The 19,430-nt window shown below is 70.6% G+C and carries 17 protein-coding genes; 6 read left to right on the top strand and 11 right to left on the bottom strand.

Annotation, left to right across the window (positions count from 1 at the left end; translation table 11 throughout):
• Window positions 1–187 precede the first annotated feature (187 nt).
• The 3 genes from AZE13_RS13400 to AZE13_RS13410 all read left to right on the top strand — a co-directional run bounded on the left by AZE13_RS13400 (window position 188) and on the right by AZE13_RS13410 (window position 2,552).
• Entirely contained in the window at window positions 188–961 is a 774-nt protein-coding gene (locus AZE13_RS13400; RefSeq protein ID WP_066930683.1) for a GOLPH3/VPS74 family protein, read from the top strand.
• A gap of 315 nt (window positions 962–1,276) precedes the next feature.
• Window positions 1,277–2,143 (top strand): helix-turn-helix domain-containing protein, encoded by an 867-nt coding sequence (locus tag AZE13_RS13405; protein WP_066930684.1) that lies wholly within the window; start codon window positions 1,277–1,279, stop codon window positions 2,141–2,143.
• Between the two features lie 199 nt (window positions 2,144–2,342).
• Window positions 2,343–2,552, top strand: coding sequence for a DUF397 domain-containing protein (locus AZE13_RS13410; protein WP_066930686.1), 210 nt, complete (start codon window positions 2,343–2,345; stop codon window positions 2,550–2,552).
• Between the two features lie 452 nt (window positions 2,553–3,004).
• Here AZE13_RS13410 and AZE13_RS13415 read toward each other — a convergent pair whose 3' ends face one another.
• Window positions 3,005–4,123 carry an ADP-ribosylglycohydrolase family protein gene (locus AZE13_RS13415; RefSeq protein ID WP_066931367.1) on the bottom strand — a complete coding sequence of 373 codons (1,119 nt, stop codon included), beginning with the start codon at window positions 4,121–4,123 and terminating at the stop codon, window positions 3,005–3,007.
• Window positions 4,124–4,361: 238 nt separating this feature from the next.
• Between AZE13_RS13415 and AZE13_RS13420 the strand changes: the two genes are divergently transcribed.
• On the top strand, window positions 4,362–4,616 hold the full coding sequence (locus tag AZE13_RS13420) for a hypothetical protein (protein ID WP_066931369.1): 255 nt from the start codon (window positions 4,362–4,364) through the stop codon (window positions 4,614–4,616).
• A 45-nt stretch (window positions 4,617–4,661) separates the two neighbouring features.
• Here the strand turns inward: AZE13_RS13420 and AZE13_RS13425 are convergent, their stop codons facing one another.
• Window positions 4,662–7,499 carry a bifunctional FO biosynthesis protein CofGH gene (locus tag AZE13_RS13425; RefSeq protein ID WP_258527783.1) on the bottom strand — a complete coding sequence of 946 codons (2,838 nt, stop codon included), beginning with the start codon at window positions 7,497–7,499 and terminating at the stop codon, window positions 4,662–4,664.
• A gap of 93 nt (window positions 7,500–7,592) precedes the next feature.
• Window positions 7,593–7,994 carry a VOC family protein gene (locus AZE13_RS13430; RefSeq protein ID WP_066930691.1) on the bottom strand — a complete coding sequence of 134 codons (402 nt, stop codon included), beginning with the start codon at window positions 7,992–7,994 and terminating at the stop codon, window positions 7,593–7,595.
• A gap of 420 nt (window positions 7,995–8,414) precedes the next feature.
• Here AZE13_RS13430 and AZE13_RS13435 point away from each other — a divergent pair, with 420 nt between their 5' ends.
• Window positions 8,415–9,989 carry a CehA/McbA family metallohydrolase gene (locus AZE13_RS13435; RefSeq protein WP_107288337.1) on the top strand — a complete coding sequence of 525 codons (1,575 nt, stop codon included), beginning with the start codon at window positions 8,415–8,417 and terminating at the stop codon, window positions 9,987–9,989.
• Window positions 9,990–10,055: 66 nt separating this feature from the next.
• Here the strand turns inward: AZE13_RS13435 and AZE13_RS13440 are convergent, their stop codons facing one another.
• The 3 genes from AZE13_RS13440 to AZE13_RS13455 all read right to left on the bottom strand — a co-directional run bounded on the left by AZE13_RS13440 (window position 10,056) and on the right by AZE13_RS13455 (window position 12,382).
• The gene (locus AZE13_RS13440; RefSeq protein ID WP_066930693.1) at window positions 10,056–10,304 is read right to left on the bottom strand and encodes a hypothetical protein; all 249 of its coding nucleotides are present in this window, start codon (window positions 10,302–10,304) and stop codon (window positions 10,056–10,058) included.
• A 432-nt stretch (window positions 10,305–10,736) separates the two neighbouring features.
• Window positions 10,737–11,051, bottom strand: a complete 315-nt coding sequence (locus AZE13_RS13450) for a hypothetical protein (protein WP_258527784.1) — start codon at window positions 11,049–11,051, stop codon at window positions 10,737–10,739.
• 146 nt (window positions 11,052–11,197) lie between these two features.
• Window positions 11,198–12,382, bottom strand: coding sequence for a helix-turn-helix domain-containing protein (locus AZE13_RS13455; protein WP_066930695.1), 1,185 nt, complete (start codon window positions 12,380–12,382; stop codon window positions 11,198–11,200).
• 185 nt (window positions 12,383–12,567) lie between these two features.
• On the opposite strand from AZE13_RS13455, the gene AZE13_RS33985 reads away from it, so the two are divergent.
• The gene (locus AZE13_RS33985; RefSeq protein ID WP_079123970.1) at window positions 12,568–12,774 is read left to right on the top strand and encodes a DUF397 domain-containing protein; all 207 of its coding nucleotides are present in this window, start codon (window positions 12,568–12,570) and stop codon (window positions 12,772–12,774) included.
• 133 nt (window positions 12,775–12,907) lie between these two features.
• Here AZE13_RS33985 and AZE13_RS13460 read toward each other — a convergent pair whose 3' ends face one another.
• The 5 genes from AZE13_RS13460 to AZE13_RS13480 form a co-directional block, all read right to left on the bottom strand.
• On the bottom strand, window positions 12,908–14,416 hold the full coding sequence (locus AZE13_RS13460) for an aldehyde dehydrogenase family protein (RefSeq protein WP_066930696.1): 1,509 nt from the start codon (window positions 14,414–14,416) through the stop codon (window positions 12,908–12,910).
• Between the two features lie 94 nt (window positions 14,417–14,510).
• The gene (locus AZE13_RS13465; RefSeq protein ID WP_066930697.1) at window positions 14,511–16,253 is read right to left on the bottom strand and encodes an N-acyl-D-amino-acid deacylase family protein; all 1,743 of its coding nucleotides are present in this window, start codon (window positions 16,251–16,253) and stop codon (window positions 14,511–14,513) included.
• A gap of 15 nt (window positions 16,254–16,268) precedes the next feature.
• Window positions 16,269–17,387, bottom strand: coding sequence for an LLM class flavin-dependent oxidoreductase (locus AZE13_RS13470; protein WP_066930699.1), 1,119 nt, complete (start codon window positions 17,385–17,387; stop codon window positions 16,269–16,271).
• A gap of 171 nt (window positions 17,388–17,558) precedes the next feature.
• On the bottom strand, window positions 17,559–18,341 hold the full coding sequence (locus AZE13_RS13475; RefSeq protein ID WP_066930701.1) for an SDR family NAD(P)-dependent oxidoreductase: 783 nt from the start codon (window positions 18,339–18,341) through the stop codon (window positions 17,559–17,561).
• Between the two features lie 55 nt (window positions 18,342–18,396).
• Window positions 18,397–19,380, bottom strand: a complete 984-nt coding sequence (locus tag AZE13_RS13480) for a TIGR03619 family F420-dependent LLM class oxidoreductase (RefSeq protein WP_066930703.1) — start codon at window positions 19,378–19,380, stop codon at window positions 18,397–18,399.
• Between the last annotated feature and the right edge of the window lie 50 nt (window positions 19,381–19,430).

Raw genomic sequence — 19,430 nt, forward strand, 5'->3', positions numbered from 1 at the left:
CTGTTGTCCGCATGAGGCCGCCTCGCCACCACGCGAACCGGAACCTGCCGCACCCCACGGATAGCTGTCGCCGATGTACAAGACGAGAACGACATACCTACCGGTTCCCTACCGAACCCCCCACGCACTCTCGACAGATGAATGTGAGAGGGGTCACCCTGTCATTCATCCACGCGGGGAGGCATGGATGGGCAGGAGCCGCAGAACAATTCCGGAGGAGCTTCTGCTGCTCGCTTTGGACCCGGCAACGGGCACCACAGCGCAGCCGCAGTCGCTCGACCTCGGCCTGGCCGGGGCACAGCTAGTAGAGCTGGCTCTGGCAGGACGGATAGCCCCAGACGGGGATCGTATCGCCGTGGTGATGGCACGGCCGACAGGAGATCCGACTCTGGACTCCGCGCTCGAACTGCTGCGGCGACGCGGCAGTCCGGTGCGCGCGGTCCACTGGATCGGCGGGCCCCGCCTGGGGCTGCGCCAGACGTACCTCACACACCTCGAACGGTGCGGCATGGTGCATGCCGTGGCGGGGCAGATGTGCGGGGTACTGCCGACGACGCGCTACCAAGCGACGGAGACGGCGATCAGCCGGGAAATCAGGGCCCGGCTGGACAACGCGATCCGCACCGGCGTACCGCCGGACCCGCGGACCGCGGCACTCGCCGCGCTGGCCCACGCGGTCGGGCTCGGCAAGCACCTCTATCCAGGGAACGAGGGGCGGTCATCGCGCTCCCGTCTCCGGGATCTGATCCGGCACGACCCGATGGGCGGGCTGGTCGCACACGCCGTCATGGACGTGCAGAACGGCGTCGCGGCCCAGCCCCGGCGATCACAGGCCGCCAACGGCGGCGGCCGGACCGTACGGCAACCGGCGTCCGCGTCCCGCGGCACGGCGGATCCGGCCGGCGCGCCGGACCAGTCACGGCACGGCCACAGCAGGATGGCCCGGGCGGGCGCCCGCTGACGCCGTAGGGCGCCGCAGGGGCCCGCACCACCCGTGCGGCGCCACACCGGGCCATACGCACCATCCGAACCACCCGAACCATGCGCACCGCTCGCAGTACGCGTCACAGTACGCACGGCGGACCGGTCCGTTCTGGACGACGGCCGATCCGCCGCCCCGCGCACACCCGCTCCGCGCGCACACGCTTCACCCATATACACCTGCGCACATATGCACGGCGCTCGCCTTCTGTACGCATTTCACTGCGCGGTGTCACCTCGGGGTGGCAGGCTGCTGAGGAAACGAAAGCAGTACGGAGCCGGAGGTGCACTACCCGTGGCGTCCAATATCAACCCCACCGTCAGGCGACGCCGCTTGGGCCAGGAGCTGCGCAGGCTCCGCGAGGACAAGGGCATGACGGCGGAGCAGGTGGCCGAGGAGCTGCTGGTCTCCCAATCGAAGATCAGCAGACTCGAGAACGGCCGCCGCAGCATCAGCCAGCGCGACGTCCGCGACCTGTGCGCGGTGTACGAGGTCGATGACCACCGGATAGTCGAATCGCTGATGCAGATGGCGAAGGACTCACGCCAGCAGGGCTGGTGGCACGCCTTCGGCGACATCCCGTACAGCGTCTACATCGGCCTGGAGACCGAGGCCGCCTCGCTCCGGATCTATGAGTCGCTGCTGGTACCCGGCCTGCTCCAGACGCCCGGCTACGCCGAGGCGGTCATCCCCGGCACCGTCCCCGAGCTGGCGACGGACCACTTGGAGAAGCGGATCCAGGTGCGGATGCGCCGCCAGGAGCGCGTCAACGACCCCGAGAAGCCGCTGCGGCTTTGGGTGGTGCTGGACGAGAGCGCGCTGCGGCGGGTGGTCGGGAGCCATCTGATCATGCGCGAGCAGCTCGACCATCTCGTCGAGATGAGCAAATTGCCGCATGTGACGGTGCAAGTACTTCCCTATGACGCCGGTGCGCACGCCGGAATGTCGGGAACGTTCTCCATCCTGGAATTCGACGACGCCTCGGATTCCAGCGTGGTGTACATCGAGGGCGTCACCAGCGACCTCTATCTGGAGAAAACCAACGATGTCCACAAATACACAATCATGTACGAGCATTTGCGGGCACAGGCACTGAGCGCGGAAGCCAGCCGGGAGTTCATCGCGGACGCGGCGAAGACTCATGCGGATGCGGTGAGGTGAGGCCCAGGACCAGGGAAAACGGGGCGGAATATGGCATTCCGGAAAACCGGATCGCACCGTACACCCCGCCCCGCCTTCCATGAAAGGAGATCACGGAACACACCATTCGGACGGGTGAACGGCCTCGGCGGCTGGCGATGTCGGCGCGTAGCGTCATCACTACCGAATCCGCGGTAACTCAGAGTAAGCAGGAGTGAACATGGCCGTGCAGCCCAATTCCGCATTCTCCTGGACCAAGTCCTCGTACTCCGGTGGCAACGGCGCCTGCGTGGAAATCGCCGTGCCCGCCACCGCAGCCATCGCCGTGCGCGACTCCAAGGACCCCGAAGGGGCGCGCCTCACGTTCGACAACCCCTCCTGGAACCACTTCGTGTCGAACCTCGCCGACGGCGCGTTCGACGTGGCGTGACCTGACACGTCAGCACCGCAAAACCGCAGATACGAGCCCTCTCGACTGGATCGCCGTCCTGGCCGAGGGGGCTCTCCGCTGCGCTTGGCTTGCTTCCCACGTTGTCGTCTGCGGCGCCGTACCGTCCGTTTCGCCGTGGCGCCTGCGGCGGGCGTGGGTTTGTCGGGTGCGGGTCCGCTCCTCCGGACTGCCGTCCTGCGGAGCGGCCCCTCCCGTGAGGGGGAGGAAAGTCGGTGAGTGGGGGCGTACGCGAGTGGTCCACTGCGGACACGTACAGGGTTACGGTCACCCCCACCGGTCGTTTCCCACCCACCCACGGTAGGGGGCGCACCGCAGGACGTCAGTCCGGAGGGGCGCACCCGTGACGTACAGCCCCGCGCAGCGGAAAACAGCCCGCCGCCAGGCACCACGGCGGGAAAGCCAACAACGTGGGAAGCAAGCCAAGCGCAGCATCACGCCCGGGGATACCGCGCAAGCCACCCTGGCGAGGACCCGGCAGGCCCGTGCAGCGCCGCGCCCTGGGGCATCTCCATCGAGAAGTCGTCGGCCAGCTGCAGGATCGTGTCCCGGCCCTCCAGCTCGATCAGCCACTCCGGCGGCAGCGCCGTCTCGCCGTGCAGGGTGCCCAGCAGGTTGCCGCAGACGGAGCCGGTGGAGTCGCTGTCACCGCTGTGGTTGACGGCGAGCAGCAGACCGTGCCGGAGGTCCTCGGCGACCAGGGCGCAGTACACGCCGATCGCCAGGGCCTCCTCGGCCGCCCAGCCCCCGCCCAGCGACTCCACCCGGGCGGGCGTCGGCATGCCCTGCCGTACGGCGCCCAGCGCGCGCTGGAGGGCGTCGGTGGTCTCCTCGTGGCCGGGGCGGGTGGCCAGGTGGGCCAGTGCCGTCTGTACGGCGCTGTCGAGGTCGTCGCCGCGGGCCAGCGCATGGCTGATCACCGCGAGGGCGCCCGCCGCCAGATAGCCGGTGGGGTGGCCGTGCGTCTGCGCCGCGCATTCGACGGCGAGCTGGAAGACCAGCTGCGGTTCCCAGCCGACCAGCAGCCCGAACGGCGCGGAGCGCATCACCGCGCCGGAGCCTTTCGAACCGGGGTTCTTGGGCTTGTCGAGGGTGCCCATCACCTCGTCGCCGAGGCCGGTCAGGCAGTCCCGCCCGGGTGCGCGGCGGGAGTAGAGCCACTCCTGACGGGCCAGCCAGCCGTCCTCCTTCCTGCGCTCGTCCGGGCCCCAGTCGCGCTGGGTGGCGGCCCAGCGCAGATAGGCGCGGTGGACGTCGCTGGGCGGGTGCCAGGCGCCGGTGTCGCGGCGGACCTGGGCGCGGATCAGTCCGTCCACGGTGAACAGGCTCATCTGGGTGTCGTCGGTCACCGCACCGCGCCGCCCGTAGGCGGTCACCAGGTCCGTGACACCTTCCTGGCCGTGTGCCGAACGGATCGCGTCGAGTGAGTGGTGCTCGATCCCGGCCCCGAGCGCGTCGCCGATGGCACCGCCGAGCAGACAGCCGCGCACCCGGCTGCGGAAGTCCTGTTGTTCCGCGCGCCCCCAGATGGCGCCGCTGCCCGTTGTGCTCACCACGCCCTCCCGAAGCTCACCCGGTTCCTGGGCCTCGCCCCCTCGGGCCCCTCGCGCAGCACTGTAATCGACCGGAATTGATCAATTTTTGGCGAGGCGAGTCGGGGTGGGAATGTGAACAGTCACTGGTTAGGCGGCTTTTGGGCGGAGTGGTACCGGGGCGCCCGGCCTTGAGCCAATCTCCCGGCCGGGCGCCCGTTCGATAATGGCGAGGGCGCCCGCTGGGCATGCTCTCCCCATGTCCGAGTACGAGTGGGATCGCACCACCATGGCCGTTGTCGCCTCCGCGCTCTCCGGGGACAGCGACGGCGCGGTGGAACTCCTCCGGCCGCTCCCCCAGCGCGACGTCTGCCATATCGCGGTACGGCTCGCCGCCATGGCCGCCGATGCTCTGATCGTCGCCGCGCAGGACAGCGGGGGTGACCGCGAAGAGGCGCTGTCGCAGTGGCAGCAGTGCATCCTCCAGCACGAGTCCGAGTACGAGGGCGAGTAGCCGCGACGAGGGCGCGAGGGCGCGCCGGTCCGGACGGAGGTGCCGTTACTCCACCACCGGCAGCAGCTCCGGCAGGTGCCCGTCCGACGCGCGGGCGGCGGCCTGGCGCTCTTCGGGGACCGGACCGTAGGTCGTCGTACGGGGGCGGGCGGGGCGGCCCGCCCGGTCGGCTATGGCGACCAGGTCCTGGATGGATCGGTACGAGCCGTAACTCGACCCCGCCATCCTGGAGATGGTCTCCTCCATCAGTGTGCCGCCCAGGTCGTTGGCCCCCGAGCGGAGCATCTCGGCCGCGCCCTCCGTGCCCAGTTTGACCCAGCTGGTCTGGATGTTGGTGAGGTGCGGGTGGAGCAACAGCCGCGCCATGGCCGTCACCGCGCGGTTGTCGCGGATGGTGGGGCCGGGGCGGGCGATACCGGCGAGGTAGACGGGGGCGTTGGTGTGGATGAACGGCAGAGTGACGAACTCGGTGAAGCCGCCGACATTCTTGGACCGCGCTTCCCGCTGGATGTCGGCCAGCAGCCGGAGGTGGCCGAGCCAGTGGTGCGGCTGGTCGACATGGCCGTACATCATCGTCGAGGACGAGCGGATCCCCAGCTCGTGAGCGGTCTTGATGACCTCGACCCAGGTGGCGGTGGGGAGCTTGCCCTTGGTGAGGATCCAGCGGACCTCGTCGTCGAGGATCTCGGCGGCGGTACCGGGAATGGAGTCCAGCCCGGCCGCCTTGGCCTCCGTGAGCCACTCGCGGATGGACAGGCCGGTGCGCGCGGCGCCGTTGACGACCTCCATGGGCGAGAAGGCGTGTACATGGATTCCGGGGACGCGCTCCTTCACCGCGCGCGCGATGTCGAAGTATGCCGTGCCGGGCAGGTCGGGGTGGATGCCGCCCTGCATGCAGACCTCCACCGCGCCCACGTCCCAGGCCTGTTGGGCACGGTCGGCGACCTGGGAGAGGGAGAGGGTGAAGGCGTCGGCGTCCGTACGGCGCTGGGCGAAGGCGCAGAAACGGCAGCCGGTGTAGCAGACGTTGGTGAAGTTGATGTTTCTGGTGACGATGTAGGTGATGTCGTCGCCCACGGTGTCACGGCGCAGTGCGTCGGCGATGGCGCACAAGGCGTCCAGGGCGGGCCCGTCCGCGTGCAGCAGCGTCAGCGCCTGGGCGTCGGTGAGCTCGGTCGGGTCGTCGGCGGCCTGCGACAGGGCCTGCCGTACGTCGGCGTCCATCCGCTCTCCCCGCCCGCCGCCGGCGGGGACCGGCCCGGCCGCCATCACGGGCGCGGCGGCCTCGCGCAGCGCCTCCCAGTCGCCGTACACCTCGTCGAAGTCGTCCCGGCGGTCGCCGCTGCGGCCTTCGGTGTCGATGGTGTGGTGCAGGTCCGTACGGCCCGAGGAGTTCAGCGTGAAGGCCTCGTCGGGCTCCTGCCAGGGGCGGCCCACCACGGGGGCGTCCTCGACGGCCAGCCCCGTCTCCGGGTCGGCGAGCGCGCGTACGTGCGGCAGCATGCGGGGGTCCAGCCAGGGTTCGCCGCGCTGGATGAACTCCGGGTAGACGGGCAGCCGTTCGCGCAGCTCGAAACCGGCGGCCGCGCAGCGCTCGGTCAGCTCGTCGATCTGCGGCCAGGGGCGCTCGGGGTTGACATGGTCGAGGGTCAGCGGCGACACCCCGCCCCAGTCGTCGATCCCCGCGGCGATGAGCAGCGCGTACTCGCCGTCCACCAGGTTGGGCGGCGCCTGGAGGCGCGTCGACGGGCCCATGATGTGCCGGGCCACCGCGATCGTCGCGGCCAGCTCTTCCAGTTCGGCGTCCGGCATACCGCGCATCGCGGTGTCCGGCTTGGCCCGGAAGTTCTGCATGATCAGCTCTTGGATGCCGTGGTAGGACCGCTGTATCCGGCGCAGCGCGAACAGTGACTCCGCACGCTCCTCGTACGTCTCCCCGATACCGATCAGCAGCCCGCTGGTGAACGGGACGTTGGAGCGCCCGACATCCTCCAGGACGCGCAGCCGCACGGCCGGCTCCTTGTCGGGCGAGCCGTGATGCGGGCCGCCGGGCTCGCTCCACAGGCGCTCGGCGGTCGTCTCGAGCATCATCCCCAGAGACGCGGACACCGGCTTGAGGCGCTGGACGTCCGTCCAGGACATCACCCCGGGGTTGAGGTGCGGCAGCAGCCCCGTCTCCTCCAGGACGCGGATGGCCATGGCCCGGACGTACGAGATGGTGTCGTCGTAGCCGTGCGCCGCCAGCCATTCACGGGCCTCGGGCCAGCGCTCCTCGGGCTTGTCCCCCAGGGTGAACAGGGCTTCCTTGCAGCCCATTTCGGCGCCCCGCCGGGCGATGTCCAGCACCTCGTCGGGCGACATGAACATCCCGTGACCGGCCCGGCGCAGCTTGCCGGGGACGGTGGCGAAGGTGCAGTAGTGGCACTTGTCCCGGCACAGCCGCGTCAGGGGGATGAACACGCCCTTCGAGTACGTGATGACGCCGGGGCGGCCGACGGCCTCCAGGCCCGCGTCCCGTACCCGCCCCGCGGAGGCGCACAGGTCCTCGAGGTCCGCACCGCGGGCCTGCAGCAACACCGCGGCTTCGCCGGCATCCAGCGCCACGCCGTCGCGGGCCCGCCTGAGCGCGCGGCGCATCGCGTTCGCGGTGGGCCGGGCCGGAGCGGCGGGGCCCACCGGAGAAGCGGCGCTCCCCGGGGAGGCGGGGCTCACCGGGGAGGCGGCGGTCACCGGGGAGGCGGGAGAGGCCTGGACGGTGGAGCGGTCCTGGGCGGCCTCCTCCCCGCGGGTCCGCCGGCCGGCGTCCCGGCCGGACAGCTGGGCGGTCTTGCGGTCGGTCCCCCGGTCGAACGCCTGGTCAGATCCCTGCGCACTGGATGTCATTACTCGAGCATACGAGCGCGCACCGACAGCGCCACCGCCGGAAGGCGGGCGGCCGATGTGCCACTGATCACGACCGCCCGGGACTCTCGGGGATCAGAGACTCGCGAGCAGCTCGTCGGAGTATGTCCGGGTCAGGAACTCCATGCTGTGGCCGTCCGGGTCGTCGACGTACACCCCGCGGCCGCCGTCGCGGGTGTTGTACTGCTGCGGCTCACGGTGGCGGGGGCCCGCCCAGTACGGCAGACCGCGCTCCTCGATCCGGGAGAAGATGGCGTCGAACTCGTCCTCGGACACCAGAATCGCGTAGTGCGTGGGGACGAACTCCCGGCCGTCGGCGGCCAGATCCGCGAAGTCGAGCGTCACCCCGTTGTCGAGCCTGAGGACGGCGAACGGGCCGTAGGCCTTGGGTTCGGGCGCGTCGAGAAGCTCGGCGAGGAAGCGGGCAGAGGCGAAGCGGTCGGAGCTGAGCACGATCGTGTGGTCGAGGCTGGGCATGGGATCTCCTTGGTCTCCGTGGGCCCGTGATCAGCGCTGCCGGTGGCCGGCCCGGATTCCTCAGCCGCCACCGGATCCGCGATGCGCGGGCCCTTCCGTGATCCTGGATCCTGCGGTCCTTCACCGCGATCCTTCACCATCGACGCTACGACGCGGGGCCGGGCGGGGGATCGGTCTGCGGTACCGACCATGAACGGGAGCGCCGTACGCCCATGGTCCTAGGGCTCCGGCGACAGGCCCTGACGGGGGCTGAACCGGGTGCGAGGAACAGTTCGCCCCGCCGCCCGGCAGTTATCCACAGACCTTTGTCCACAGGCCTTTTCCTCGCCGCCCCGCCCGCGTACAACTGTCTTCACGCGGCGCGACGAACCGACTGCGCAGCGACATCGGACGGACGGCACGAGACATCACGGGGCGGAGATGAATCGACGCGAGGTGCTGAAATTCTCGGCAGTTGCGGGTACGGCGGGCGCGCTTACGCTCGAAGGTGTGAGCTTCGCCGACGCGGTGCCGGCGGGCGGGCGGCAGTCCGGAGGCGAGCCAGCCGAGCAGACCCGCCGGGTGACCGGGCATCTGCCCACGGGCGCGCCGGACTTCGTCTACCTACCGGTCGAAGTGCCGCCCGGCGTAAGCGAGATCGCCGTCTCCTACGACTACGACAGACCCGCCGTCCCGGACGGCACGGCGGGCAACGCCTGCGACATCGGCATCTTCGACGAACGGGGCACCGGGCTCGGCGGGCAGGGCTTCCGCGGCTGGTCGGGCGGCGCGCGCACGGAATTCTTCCTCCGGGCCGACGACGCCACCCCCGGCTACCTCCCGGGCCCCGTCAACGCCGGCACCTGGCATATCGCCCTCGGCCCGTACACGGTCGCACCGCAGGGGCTCTCCTACGAGGTCACCCTCACCCTGCGGTACGGCCCGCCGAGCCGGGCCCCGGCAGCCGTGTACCCGCCCGACCGGGCGCGAGGCCGCGGCCGCGCCTGGTACCGCGGCGACAGCCACCTCCACTCGGTGCACTCCGACGGCAAGCGCACACCGGCCCGGATCGCGGAGCTGGCCCGGGCCGCCGGGCTGGACTTCATCACCACCTCCGAGCACAACACCACCTCCTCGCACCGCGCCTGGGAGGGGTTGTGGGGTGACGACCTGCTGATCCTCATGGGCGAGGAAGTCACCACCCGCAATGGACATGTGCTGGCGATGGGCACCGACCCGGGCGTCTTCATCGACTGGCGCTACCGGGCCCGGGACCACGCCTTCGGCAGGTTCGCCCGGGCCATCCGACGGGCCGGCGGACTGGTCATCCCGGCGCATCCCCACGCCACCTGCATAGGCTGCAACTGGAAGTTCGGGCTGCACGAAGCGGATGCGGTGGAGGTGTGGAACGGCCCGTACACCCCCGACGACGAAGTCGCCCTCGCCGAGTGGGACAACACCCTGGCCGCGCACTGCCAAGACAGCCGGGAACACAAACCTGGCAACTGCCGCGGCCGCGGCCGCGCGGCCTGGCTGCCGGCCGTCGGACACAGCGACGCTCATCGTGGCCCGGACATCATCGGCCTGCCGCAGACCGTGGTGCTCGCCGACGATCTCTCCCGCCGCGCCCTGCACGACGGCATACGCGCGGGCCGGGTGTGGATCGCGGAGTCCTCGAAGGTCGGCCTGTCCTTCTCCGTCACCGGTGAGCGCGGCGAGCACGCCGGGATCGGCGAACGCCTGGAGGTGCCCGGCACGACGAAGGTCATGGCCCGGCTCACGGTCTCCGGCGTTCCCGGCTGCACCGCCTCCTTCCACACCGACCAGGGCCGCCTGCACTCCTCCCCTCTCCCGCCCTCCGGGGAGAGCACGGTCACCTGGCAGACCACGCCCGACAACGCCGCGTACATACGCGCGGAGGTCCGCCACCCAACCACTCCCGGCCTGCCGGGCCCCATGGCGGCGATGACCAATCCAGTCTTCCTGGGGCACCGGGCGGGCGACGAACGGGAGTGACCGTGGGGGGGGTGGGTGGGGGCGGGGGGCGGCCGGAAGGCGTGCCACGCTGGTCCCGCCCTGGACTTACGCCGTCGGCGGGGTGCGGTCCGCCGTCGGGTCGGTGAGGGTGGCGTCGAAGTACTGGAACGCCGACAGCTCGTAGACGTTGTGCCGTGTGGCGCCCGCGTGCTGGAGGCACCACGTCTGGGCGTCGGAGGCGTCGGCGGTGTCCACCGAGTGCTCCGCGCAGATCAGGCACTTACCGAGGTGCCGCACGACCATGCCCGGCACGGCCGACAGCGTCCATTCCAGGAACCGGTACCGCGCCCTCATAGCGTGCCCTCCGGACGGTCCGAGGCGTCGCGCTCCGCCGCCCGGATGCCGTCGATGCACTGCTGGAGACCATCCAGCATCTCCGCCAGTTCCTCCTCGGTCAGCTCATCCATCCACGCGGTACGGGCCTTGACCTCCGCCCGCCTCCGGTCAAGATGCCGGTACAACTGCCGGTGCCTCACGTGCCGGTTCCACGCTTGCTCGGCCCGGTCACGTAGCCGGCACCAAGCGCCCGCGCTCATGACCCTGCCACCGGGTGGAGGTAGCGGCGTAGCTCGATGTTGCAGTCGATCACCTTGGACTTGTCCCCGGCGGTGTACGCCTCGGCGCGCTGCCGGACCAGCGCCCCGCAGACGTCGCACCCGGCAACCGGTACCGGCTCCGGTACCGGCAGGGGGTCTTTCAGGTGGGCGGGACGGCAGTTGCGCGGCGTCAGGCCGTCACCACCCCATGAATCCGGCGCGGCCCGGCGTCGACGCCGTGCACGGCCAGCCACAGCACCTGGCGCCGCTGACGCTGCGCCCGCCGCTCGCGCCGCTCCTCAGGGGTGAGGACGTACGGGCGGATCAGGTACACGTCCTCACCGCGCAGCAGCCCCGGCTGCCGGACGGGTACGCGGGGAGGCGCGAGCATCGGGGCGGCCGCACGGCGCGCGGCGGGTAGCGCGCCGGTCGATCGATGGCGGCCCCGCGCGGGCAGTAGCACCCGCAACAGCAGTTCGAAGATCCACGCGCTATGTTTGCGCATGCTGTCAACCTCCCAGGGGTTGGTGGCCATGCCCCCGGGCCGCAGCCACGGTCGCGGGGGTCTTCTGCCCCCGGCATCGTCCCGACATGCGAAGGCCGGAACTATCAGACGTCGCTGATAGCCCCGGCCAAGGCTTTACGAAGGCGTCACATGCCCAGCCACGAACCATAGTTACTGAAGGTGTCCGGCATTCTGCGTTTGGCTGACTCCAGCCCGGCGTAGGTCTCGCGCACCGTAGGGCAGTACCGCGTCTGCTGAGGCGCCACCTTGCGCGCCTTCGACAAGCTCTTGAACGCCGCATCAATGCGGCCCGTCCACATCTGTGCCCGCGCGACCTCGACGTGGTGGCGTGCCAGTCGGGATGGGGGCCACCCGTCCGGAATCGTGATCTCTTGCGCGGAGTCCACAGCCTCGGCGTACAGGTCCAGTTCTGCCAGCACACTCACCCGATGTGCGCAGACATTCGTTGGACCGAACGACATCCAGTGGACTTTCTCCGCTGGTCCGGTCCGCTCAGCGATGCGCTGAGCCTCGCCGAGGTGGCCCTCTGCTGTGTCCTTGTCCTTCTCGCGGCCCGCCAGCACAGCGGCCCCGAGGTGGAGTTGCCCGGTGACGACATCGAGCACACGCCCCGGATCGGCTTGCTCCAAGGTGGCCATGCCCAACCGGACCAGCCGCTCACCGGTGCGATAGTCGCCCGCCCGGAGGTAGGCCAGCGCCCGCATGTACTGGCGCATTCCGCCGAGTACCGGGTCCGAGGCGCGTTGCGCTGCCCAGTCCAGGCGGTCCAACGCCACCGTGCACAAGTCCGGGAACCCGAGCTTCGTAGTCACGTCATACGCAGTGCGGTACGTACTCGCTAGCAACCGCCAGTGGCGGTCGGCGAGGTTGGTGTGCGCTGCCGTCGTAGCCTCGTGGATCAGGCCGGGAAGGTCAGCAGCCACCTGCTTGATGTTCGTAGCACGGACCAAGGCACAGAGCTTCTCCGCATGAGCCTCCAACTCCTCTACCGGGCGTGGGGTCACGTCCGGGTCGGGGCCGAGGTCGTAGATGTTCAGTGCCTCACGAATGGGGTTGATAAGGCCGTCCAGTTGGTCCTGTCGCAGTTCTTCGAGGTACGGCTGTCCGGTGAGGTCCGTGACCGGCACCGACAGGGCGCGAGCCAATGCGCCGATCACGGAGGGACTCGCGGGCAGGACGCCCTGCTCCACCTTGGTCAGCGTGCTGTATGAGACGTGCGAGAGATCAGCCAACTCGCGTTGCGTCAACCGGCGGACTTTGCGCGCGTGCGCGATGCGTGCGCCCGTGTGCTCGTCAGTGTGCGGGGGCATACTGGTCTCCGTTCTGCATCGACACCAGAACGGTACCCCTGGTCAGCCACAGGGGAACGGTGATCGGCCCCCGTCGCCCGGCGGGGGCCGATGCCGTCAGTACGAAGCGGCGTTGCAGGGAATCTGGGAAACAGCACTCGATGCACAGGCGTCGCGGCGTCTGATCTCTGAGGTAGCAGGGAGCCATGCAAAGCATTGATCTTCAAAGGGCAGAGTGGTTCAAGTCGAGCTACAGCAATGGACAGTCCTGCTGCGTCGAAGTTGCCGATCACTTTCCCGGCATCGTCCCCGTCCGCGACAGTAAGGACTCGCACGGCCCCGCGCTGGCCTTTTCAGCGGACGGCCGGTCATCGTTTGTATCAGCCGTCAAGCAAGGGCAGTTCCCCGCCTGAGCCGACCCGCAACACCCCCTGATCGGCCCCCGCCACGTCCCGGCGGGGGCCGATGCCGTAGCGGGACGCTGCCGCCCGCAGTCGGCTGCTCTCCCGCCCGTGTGTAGGAGCGGCAGGCGCAGGCCCCACCCCCTCACCCCGGCCACACGATTGCCTGGAGTTCGCTGTAGGCGTGGAGTGCGTACGAGCCCACGTCCCGGCCTACGCCGCTCTTCTTGAAGCCGCCGAAGGGCGCCTCCATGTTGCGGCCGACCGTGTTCACCCCGACCCCGCCGGCCCGCAGCCGCCGGGCCACCCGGAAGGCACGGGCCACATCGCCGGACCAGACGTAGTCGATGAGGCCGTAGTCGCTGTCGTTGGCCAGCGCCACGCCCTCGTCCTCGTCCTCGAAGGGGACGACCACGACGACCGGGCCGAAGATCTCCTCCCGGACGACGCGCATGTCGTTGCCGCAGTCGGCCAGCAGCGTCGGTGCGACGTAGCAGCCCCGCTTCAGGTCGGCGGGCCGTTCGCCGCCCGTGACGACGCGGGCGCCCTCCCGCCGCCCCAGTTCGATGTACGACTCGACGCGGTCCCGGTGGGCGGCCGAGATGACCGGGCCGACGACCGTGGCGCGCTCCCTCGGGTCGCCGACCTTCAGCCGGCGGGCGTACCGCGCGAGCCGCTCCACCAGCGCGTCGTACACACCCCGCTGTGCGATCACCCGGGTCGGTGCCGTACAGATCTGCCCGCTGTAGAAGGAGAACGTGGTGCCGATACCGGCCACCGCCGAGTCGAGGTCCGCGTCGTCGAAGACCAGCGCCGCGCCCTTGCCGCCCAACTCCATCAACTGGCGCTTCATGGCGCGCCCGCAGACCTCGCCGATGCGCTGCCCGACGGCTGTGGAGCCGGTGAAGCTCACCATGTCCACATCCGGTGAGTCGACGGCTGCCGCACCGAGCTCGGTGGCCGCACCGCTGACCACGTTCACCACCCCGGCCGGCGCCCCCGCCTCCTCCAGTGCCGCCGCCATCCGGTACACCGACAGCGGATCCTGCGGGGCCGGTTTCACCACGACGGTGTTGCCCATGGCCAGGGCCGGGGCGACCTTCCCCGCGGGATTCGCCCACGGGTTGTTGTACGAGGTGATGCAGGTGACCACGCCGACCGGCTGGCGGACGACGAGCGCGCCCACCACCCCGGCCTTCCCCATCGGCCCGGCCCCGGCCCCGGTTCCGGTTCCGCTCCTGGGCCCACCCACCGGCCCGGCCTCGTTGATCTGCGGCGGCAGCCCCTGCTCCACGGGCTCCAGGGCGCCCTTCGCGTACCGCCGGAAGCGGCTCACCGCCACCGCGACCTGCATCGCGCGGGCCGTCCCGGTCGTCGCACCGCTCTCGGCCTGCGCCAGCTCGGCGTTCGCCGCGAAGTCCCGCTGGATGACGTCCGCGGCCCGGTCGAGGATCGCGGCGCGCTCCTCGGGCGCCGTCCGCGACCAGGCCCCGAAGGCCTGGCGGGCCGCGGCGGCCGCCTCGTACACCTGCGCCCGGGAGGCCTCGGGGGCGAGCCCGACGGCCGCCTCCGTCGCCGGGTCGATCACCTCGTGGTGCCCGCCCGCGGGCTCGACCCACTCCCCGCCGATGAACAACCGCCCCGCCGGTGCCATCACTCCGTCCTCACCTCGTACTCACCGCCACCCACCTCGCACTCACGGCCACTCACCCCGTACTCACCGCCACTCGCCTCATGCTCACGGCCACTCACCTCGTAGCCACCGTCGCGGTGTCGCGGCCCGATCGCAGCACCCTGCCCGGTACGGCCCCGGTGACCGCATCGTCGCGGAGCGCCTCGACCCCGTTGACCCATACGGCATGGACGCCGATCGCCCGGGAATCCAGGCGCGGGCTGTCCCCCGGCAGGTCGTGCACCAGCGTGGCCTGCCCGGCGTCGATCCGCTCCGGGTCGAAGAGGACCAGGTCGGCGTGCCAGCCCTCCTGGATACGTCCGCGTTCCCGCAGGCCGAAGAGGCGAGCCGGATCGTCCGTGAGCATCTTCACCGCCTGCTCCAGACCGACCAGTCGCCGGCCGCGCAGACAGTCACCGAGGAAACGGGTGGTGTACGGGGCGCCGCACATCCGGTCCAGGTGCGCGCCCGCGTCCGAGCCGCCGAGCAGCACGTCCTGGTGCTGCCAGGTCTCGGCGCGCAGGGCCCAGGAGGCCGGATCGTTGTCGGTGGGCATGGGCCACAGGACGGTCCGCAGCCGGTCGTGGGCGCAGATCTCGACCAGGCAGCGGAAGGGGTCCTGGCCGCGCTCGGCCGCGATGTCCTGGACGACCCGCCCGGTCAGCCCCTCGTTCGCCGCGGAGTAGGTGTCGCCGATGACGTACCGGCCGAAGTCGGTGAGCCGCCGGAGGACACCGGCCTCCTCGCTGTCCGCGTGCCGCAGCATCCCGGCCTGGACGGCCGGATCGCGGAGCCGTGCGATCCGCTCGTCCACCGGCAGTCCGAGGATCTCGCCCCACCCGGGGATCAGGTTCAGCGCGCAGTAGGTGCCCAGGGACATGTTCATCGGCGTGAGGATCGGCATGGTGAGGGCGACGACCCGGCCGCCCGCCTCGCGGGCCCGTTCGCTCGCCTCCAGCTGTCGCGGTACGCGCCCGGGGACCGCCGCGTCGATGGTCAGGACGTTCCAGTTCAGCGGCCGCCCGGCGGCCGCGCTCAGCGCCACGAACAGTTCGATCTCGTCATCGCCGAACCGGTCGAGGCATCCGGTGACGATCGCCTCGATCTGGGTGCCCTCGTGTGCGGCGACGGCCCGGCCGAGCGCGAGCAGTTCGTCGGGCCCGGCGTACCGGGAGGCGACCGGCCGTCCGTCGCCGTCGGAGTGGGTGGACGACTGGGTGGTGGAGAAGCCCCAGGCCCCGGCGTCCATCGCGGCATGGAGGAGGGCGAGCATCTCCGCCATCTGCCGCCGGCTCGGCGGGCTGCCGCTCACGGCGTCGGCTCCCATCACATAGCGGCGCAGCGCGCAGTGTCCGACCATGAAGCCCGCGTTGACGGCGATCCGCCCTTCGAGCGCGTCGAGGTAGTCCCCGAACGAGTGCCACGACCAGGGCGCGCCTTTCTCCAGCGCCACCAGGGACATGCCCTCCACCTTGGCCATCATCCGCCGCGTGTAGTCGGCGTCCTCCGGTCGGGCGGGGTTCAACGGGGCGAGTGTGAAACCGCAGTTGCCGCCGGCCACGGTCGTCACCCCGTGGTTGAGGGAGGGCGTCGCGTACGGGTCCCAGAACAGCTGCGCGTCGTAGTGGGTGTGCGGATCGACGAAGCCGGGGGCGAGGGCGCGTCCGGTGGCGTCCTCGCTCGTCCGCGCCTCTTCGGCGACGGTGCCGGGCGGTGTGATGACGGCGATCCGCCCGTCCCGTATCCCGACATCGGCGACGTACGCGGGCGCACCCGTGCCGTCGACGACGGTCGCGCCCTTGATCAGGTGGTCGAGCATGGCCGCGGCCCCCTTTCAGGCGGCTTGCCGGAATCGCGTCGTCCGGTGCACCGGGTCGGTGTCGATCTTCGGGATGACGTGCTCGCCGATGAGCCGGATCGTGTTCATGGTGTCCTCGTACGGGATCCCGATCGGCAGCCCGAAGCTCAGCTGGTCGGCGCCGGCCTGCTCCCAGCGCTTGCACTGCCGGAGCACCTCGTCCGGATCGCCGCAGATCATCAGCTCCTCGGCGATCAGCAGCTCGATGACCTCCGCGGTGTAGTCGGGCAGCAGCTCGGGCCACTCGGGGATCCCCTCGGGCCGCGGGAAGGTGTCGTGGTACCGGAACACCAGCGACTGGAGGTAGTTGAGCCCCCCGTTGACGGCGAGCTCCACCGCCGCGTCGTGCGTCTCGGCGCATATCGCCGTCGACGTCACCATCACATTGTCGTTGACGAAGTCCCCGACCGGTTCGGCGTCCCGGACGGCCGTCTTGTACTGCTCCAACACCCACTCCATGTCGGAGACCTTCTGCACGCTGAAGCCCAGTACCCCCAGCCCCTTCTTCGCCGCCATGGCGTACGAGGACGGGGAGCCGGCCGCGTACCACATCGCCGGGTGCGAGGCCCCGTACGGCTTCGGGAAGACCTTGCGCGGCGGCAGCGACCAGTGCGTGCCCTGGAACCCGGCGTACTCCTCCTGGAGCCACATCTTCGGGAACTCGGCGATGGTCTCTTCCCAGATCTCCTTGGTGTGGTTCATATCGGTGATACCCGGCAGGAAGCCCAGGATCTCGTGCGAACCGGCCCCGCGCCCGCTGCCGAACTCGAACCGCCCCTCGCTGAGATGGTCGAGCATGGCGACCTTCTCGGCGACCTTGACGGGGTGGTTGACCTGCGCGAGCGGGTTGAAGATCCCGGAGCCGAGGTGGATGCGCTCGGTGGCGTGGGCGAGGTAGCCGAGGAAGACGTCATTGGCGGAGAGGTGCGAGTACTCCTCCAGGAAGTGGTGCTCGGACGCCCAGGCGTATTTGAAGCCGGAGGCGTCCGCCTGGATGACGTACTCGGTCTCCTCCATCAGCGCCTTGTGCTCCGCGAGCGGGTCGGTCTCGGCCCGCTTGCCCACGTACCCCTGTACAAAGAGCCCGAATTCCAAGGATGTTCACCGTCCTCAGCCGACTTCAGCCGTCCCCGGCCCCGTTTTCTGACGGTACGTCAGGTAACTGTGCGAGGCCGACTGTGGCACCGCCCGCACGGACCGTCAAGAGCCGCACGGGCCGTCAAGAGCCGCACGGCCGAGCGCCCCGGCAGGACAGGACAGGAGGAGTCAGACGACGGAGACGCCGGCCAGCCAGCCGCCGTCGATGACGAACGGCTGCCCGGTGATGTAGGACGAGTCGTCGGAGGTGAGGAAGAGCGCGAGCCGCGCCACCTCCTCCGGCCTCCCGGCCCTCCCCAGCGGTACGAGCTTGCGGTACAGCTCGTCGAGGGCGCGAGAGGCCTGCTCGGCGTCCGCCTCCGGGTCCAGTTGCGCCGGGTTGGACATCGCGGTGTCGATGGCGCCGGGGCACATGGCATTGACCCGTATGTTCCGGCGGGCCAGCTCCAGGGCCGCGACCCTCGTCAGCCCCACGATGGCGTGTTTGGCGGCGGCGTACGCACCCACATACGCCATGCCCGTGACACCCGCGTACGAGGCGGTGTTCACGATGGAACCGCCCCCGGCGGCGGCGATCTCGGGCGCGACGGCCTTGATGCCGAGGAACGTGCCGACCTGGTTGACCTGGATGATCTGCTGGAACTCGTCGAGGGGGGTGCCGGTCAGCTCGTTGAACCGCAGGATGCCGGCGTTGTTGACGAGCCCGTCGACCTTTCCGAACGCCTCCTTGGCCGCGGCGACGGCATCCGCCCACGCCTCCTCGCGGCCGACGTCGAGCGGGACGTACCGCGCGCCGGGCCCGATGTCCTTCGCGACCGCCTCCCCCTGCCCGTCGAGGACGTCGGTGAGCACCACCTTCGCCCCCTCGGCGGCGAACAGCCGGGCCTCGCGCTCCCCCTGTCCGCGCGCCGCACCGGTGATGAGCACGACCCGTCCGTCCAGCTTGCCCACGGAAACCTCCTCGTTGACGCCGCCGGCTACGTCAGTCGGTCGGCCGGTCAGCCGGTCAGCCGGTCAGCTGTGGAGCGACTTCGGTGGCGAACGCCGCCATCTGGTCCGTCAGTTCGCTGCGGCTGCGGCTGCGGAACCGCACCTGGATCTGCCCCACGCCCATCGCCCCGTACTCCCGCAGCGAGTCCGCGATCCGTTCCGGCCGCCCGGCCAGGGTCCGCCGCCCGACCTCCCACCCCGGCTCGCCGACGTACAGCGGCTCGACGATGGCGCCGATCACCGCCGGCTCCGCGATCCCGGCGGTCTCCCGCAGCCGCTGCAGCCGGGCGATCTGCCCGGGCAGCCGCTCCCGCCGGTCGCCCTGCGGCAGCCAGCCGTCCCCGCGCTCCGCGGCCCGGCGTACGGCGGCCGCCGAGGAGCCGCCCACCCAGATCGGCGGCCGCGGCGCCTGGACGGGCCGCGGCGCCTGCCCCAGCCCCTGGAACGAGAACCGCTCCCCCGCGAATTCCGGGAACTCCGCACCGCCGAGCGCCGCCTTCAGCGCGTCAATGGTCTCGTCCAGTACGGCCCCCCGCCGGGCGAAGTCCACCCCGAGCGCCTCGAACTCCTCCCGCACATGCCCCGCACCGACCCCGAGGATCAGCCGCCCGCCGGAGAGGTGGTCGAGCGTGGCGTACTGCTTGGCCGTGATCAGCGGATGCTTCAGCCCGACCACCGCCACGTGGCTCAGCAGCCGCACCCGCTCCGTCACGGCCGCCAGGTGCGCGAGCGTGGCGACCGGGTCGTACCAGACCGTGCTCATCGCCTCGGCCAGCCTCCGGGGGATCGCGAGGTGCTCGCAGCAGGCGAGGTACCCGAATCCATGGCGGTCGGCGGTCCGCGCGACCTCCACCAGGTCGGCGGGCCCGGCGGCGACCTCCCAGGTCTCGGCGTAGAGGGTGCTCTGCGACTGCACCGGAAGCTGCATCCCGTACATCAGCCGCCCGCCATCGGGCCGCCATACGCAGCCGCCCCCTGCACCCTCGCCCGTACTGCCCATGCGCCCTCCAGCCGCCGCGCGACCCCCACGCAACTGACGGGGCGTCACGT

Origin of the sequence: Streptomyces sp. NBRC 110611 (genome assembly GCF_001590865.1) — a bacterium.
Lineage (GTDB): Bacteria > Actinomycetota > Actinomycetes > Streptomycetales > Streptomycetaceae > Streptomyces.

Coding starts and splice junctions, on each gene's coding strand:
- AZE13_RS13435 (WP_107288337.1), top strand. CDS start 8,415: ATGAATCGACGCGAGGTGCTGAAATTCTCGGCAGTTGCGGGTACGGCG.
- AZE13_RS13450 (WP_258527784.1), bottom strand. CDS start 11,051: ATGCGCAAACATAGCGCGTGGATCTTCGAACTGCTGTTGCGGGTGCTA.
- AZE13_RS33985 (WP_079123970.1), top strand. CDS start 12,568: ATGCAAAGCATTGATCTTCAAAGGGCAGAGTGGTTCAAGTCGAGCTAC.
- AZE13_RS13460 (WP_066930696.1), bottom strand. CDS start 14,416: ATGGCACCGGCGGGGCGGTTGTTCATCGGCGGGGAGTGGGTCGAGCCC.
- AZE13_RS13400 (WP_066930683.1), top strand. CDS start 188: ATGGGCAGGAGCCGCAGAACAATTCCGGAGGAGCTTCTGCTGCTCGCT.
- AZE13_RS13455 (WP_066930695.1), bottom strand. CDS start 12,382: ATGCCCCCGCACACTGACGAGCACACGGGCGCACGCATCGCGCACGCG.
- AZE13_RS13420 (WP_066931369.1), top strand. CDS start 4,362: ATGTCCGAGTACGAGTGGGATCGCACCACCATGGCCGTTGTCGCCTCC.
- AZE13_RS13480 (WP_066930703.1), bottom strand. CDS start 19,380: ATGGGCAGTACGGGCGAGGGTGCAGGGGGCGGCTGCGTATGGCGGCCC.
- AZE13_RS13465 (WP_066930697.1), bottom strand. CDS start 16,253: ATGCTCGACCACCTGATCAAGGGCGCGACCGTCGTCGACGGCACGGGT.
- AZE13_RS13430 (WP_066930691.1), bottom strand. CDS start 7,994: ATGCCCAGCCTCGACCACACGATCGTGCTCAGCTCCGACCGCTTCGCC.
- AZE13_RS13440 (WP_066930693.1), bottom strand. CDS start 10,304: ATGAGGGCGCGGTACCGGTTCCTGGAATGGACGCTGTCGGCCGTGCCG.
- AZE13_RS13410 (WP_066930686.1), top strand. CDS start 2,343: ATGGCCGTGCAGCCCAATTCCGCATTCTCCTGGACCAAGTCCTCGTAC.
- AZE13_RS13425 (WP_258527783.1), bottom strand. CDS start 7,499: ATGACATCCAGTGCGCAGGGATCTGACCAGGCGTTCGACCGGGGGACC.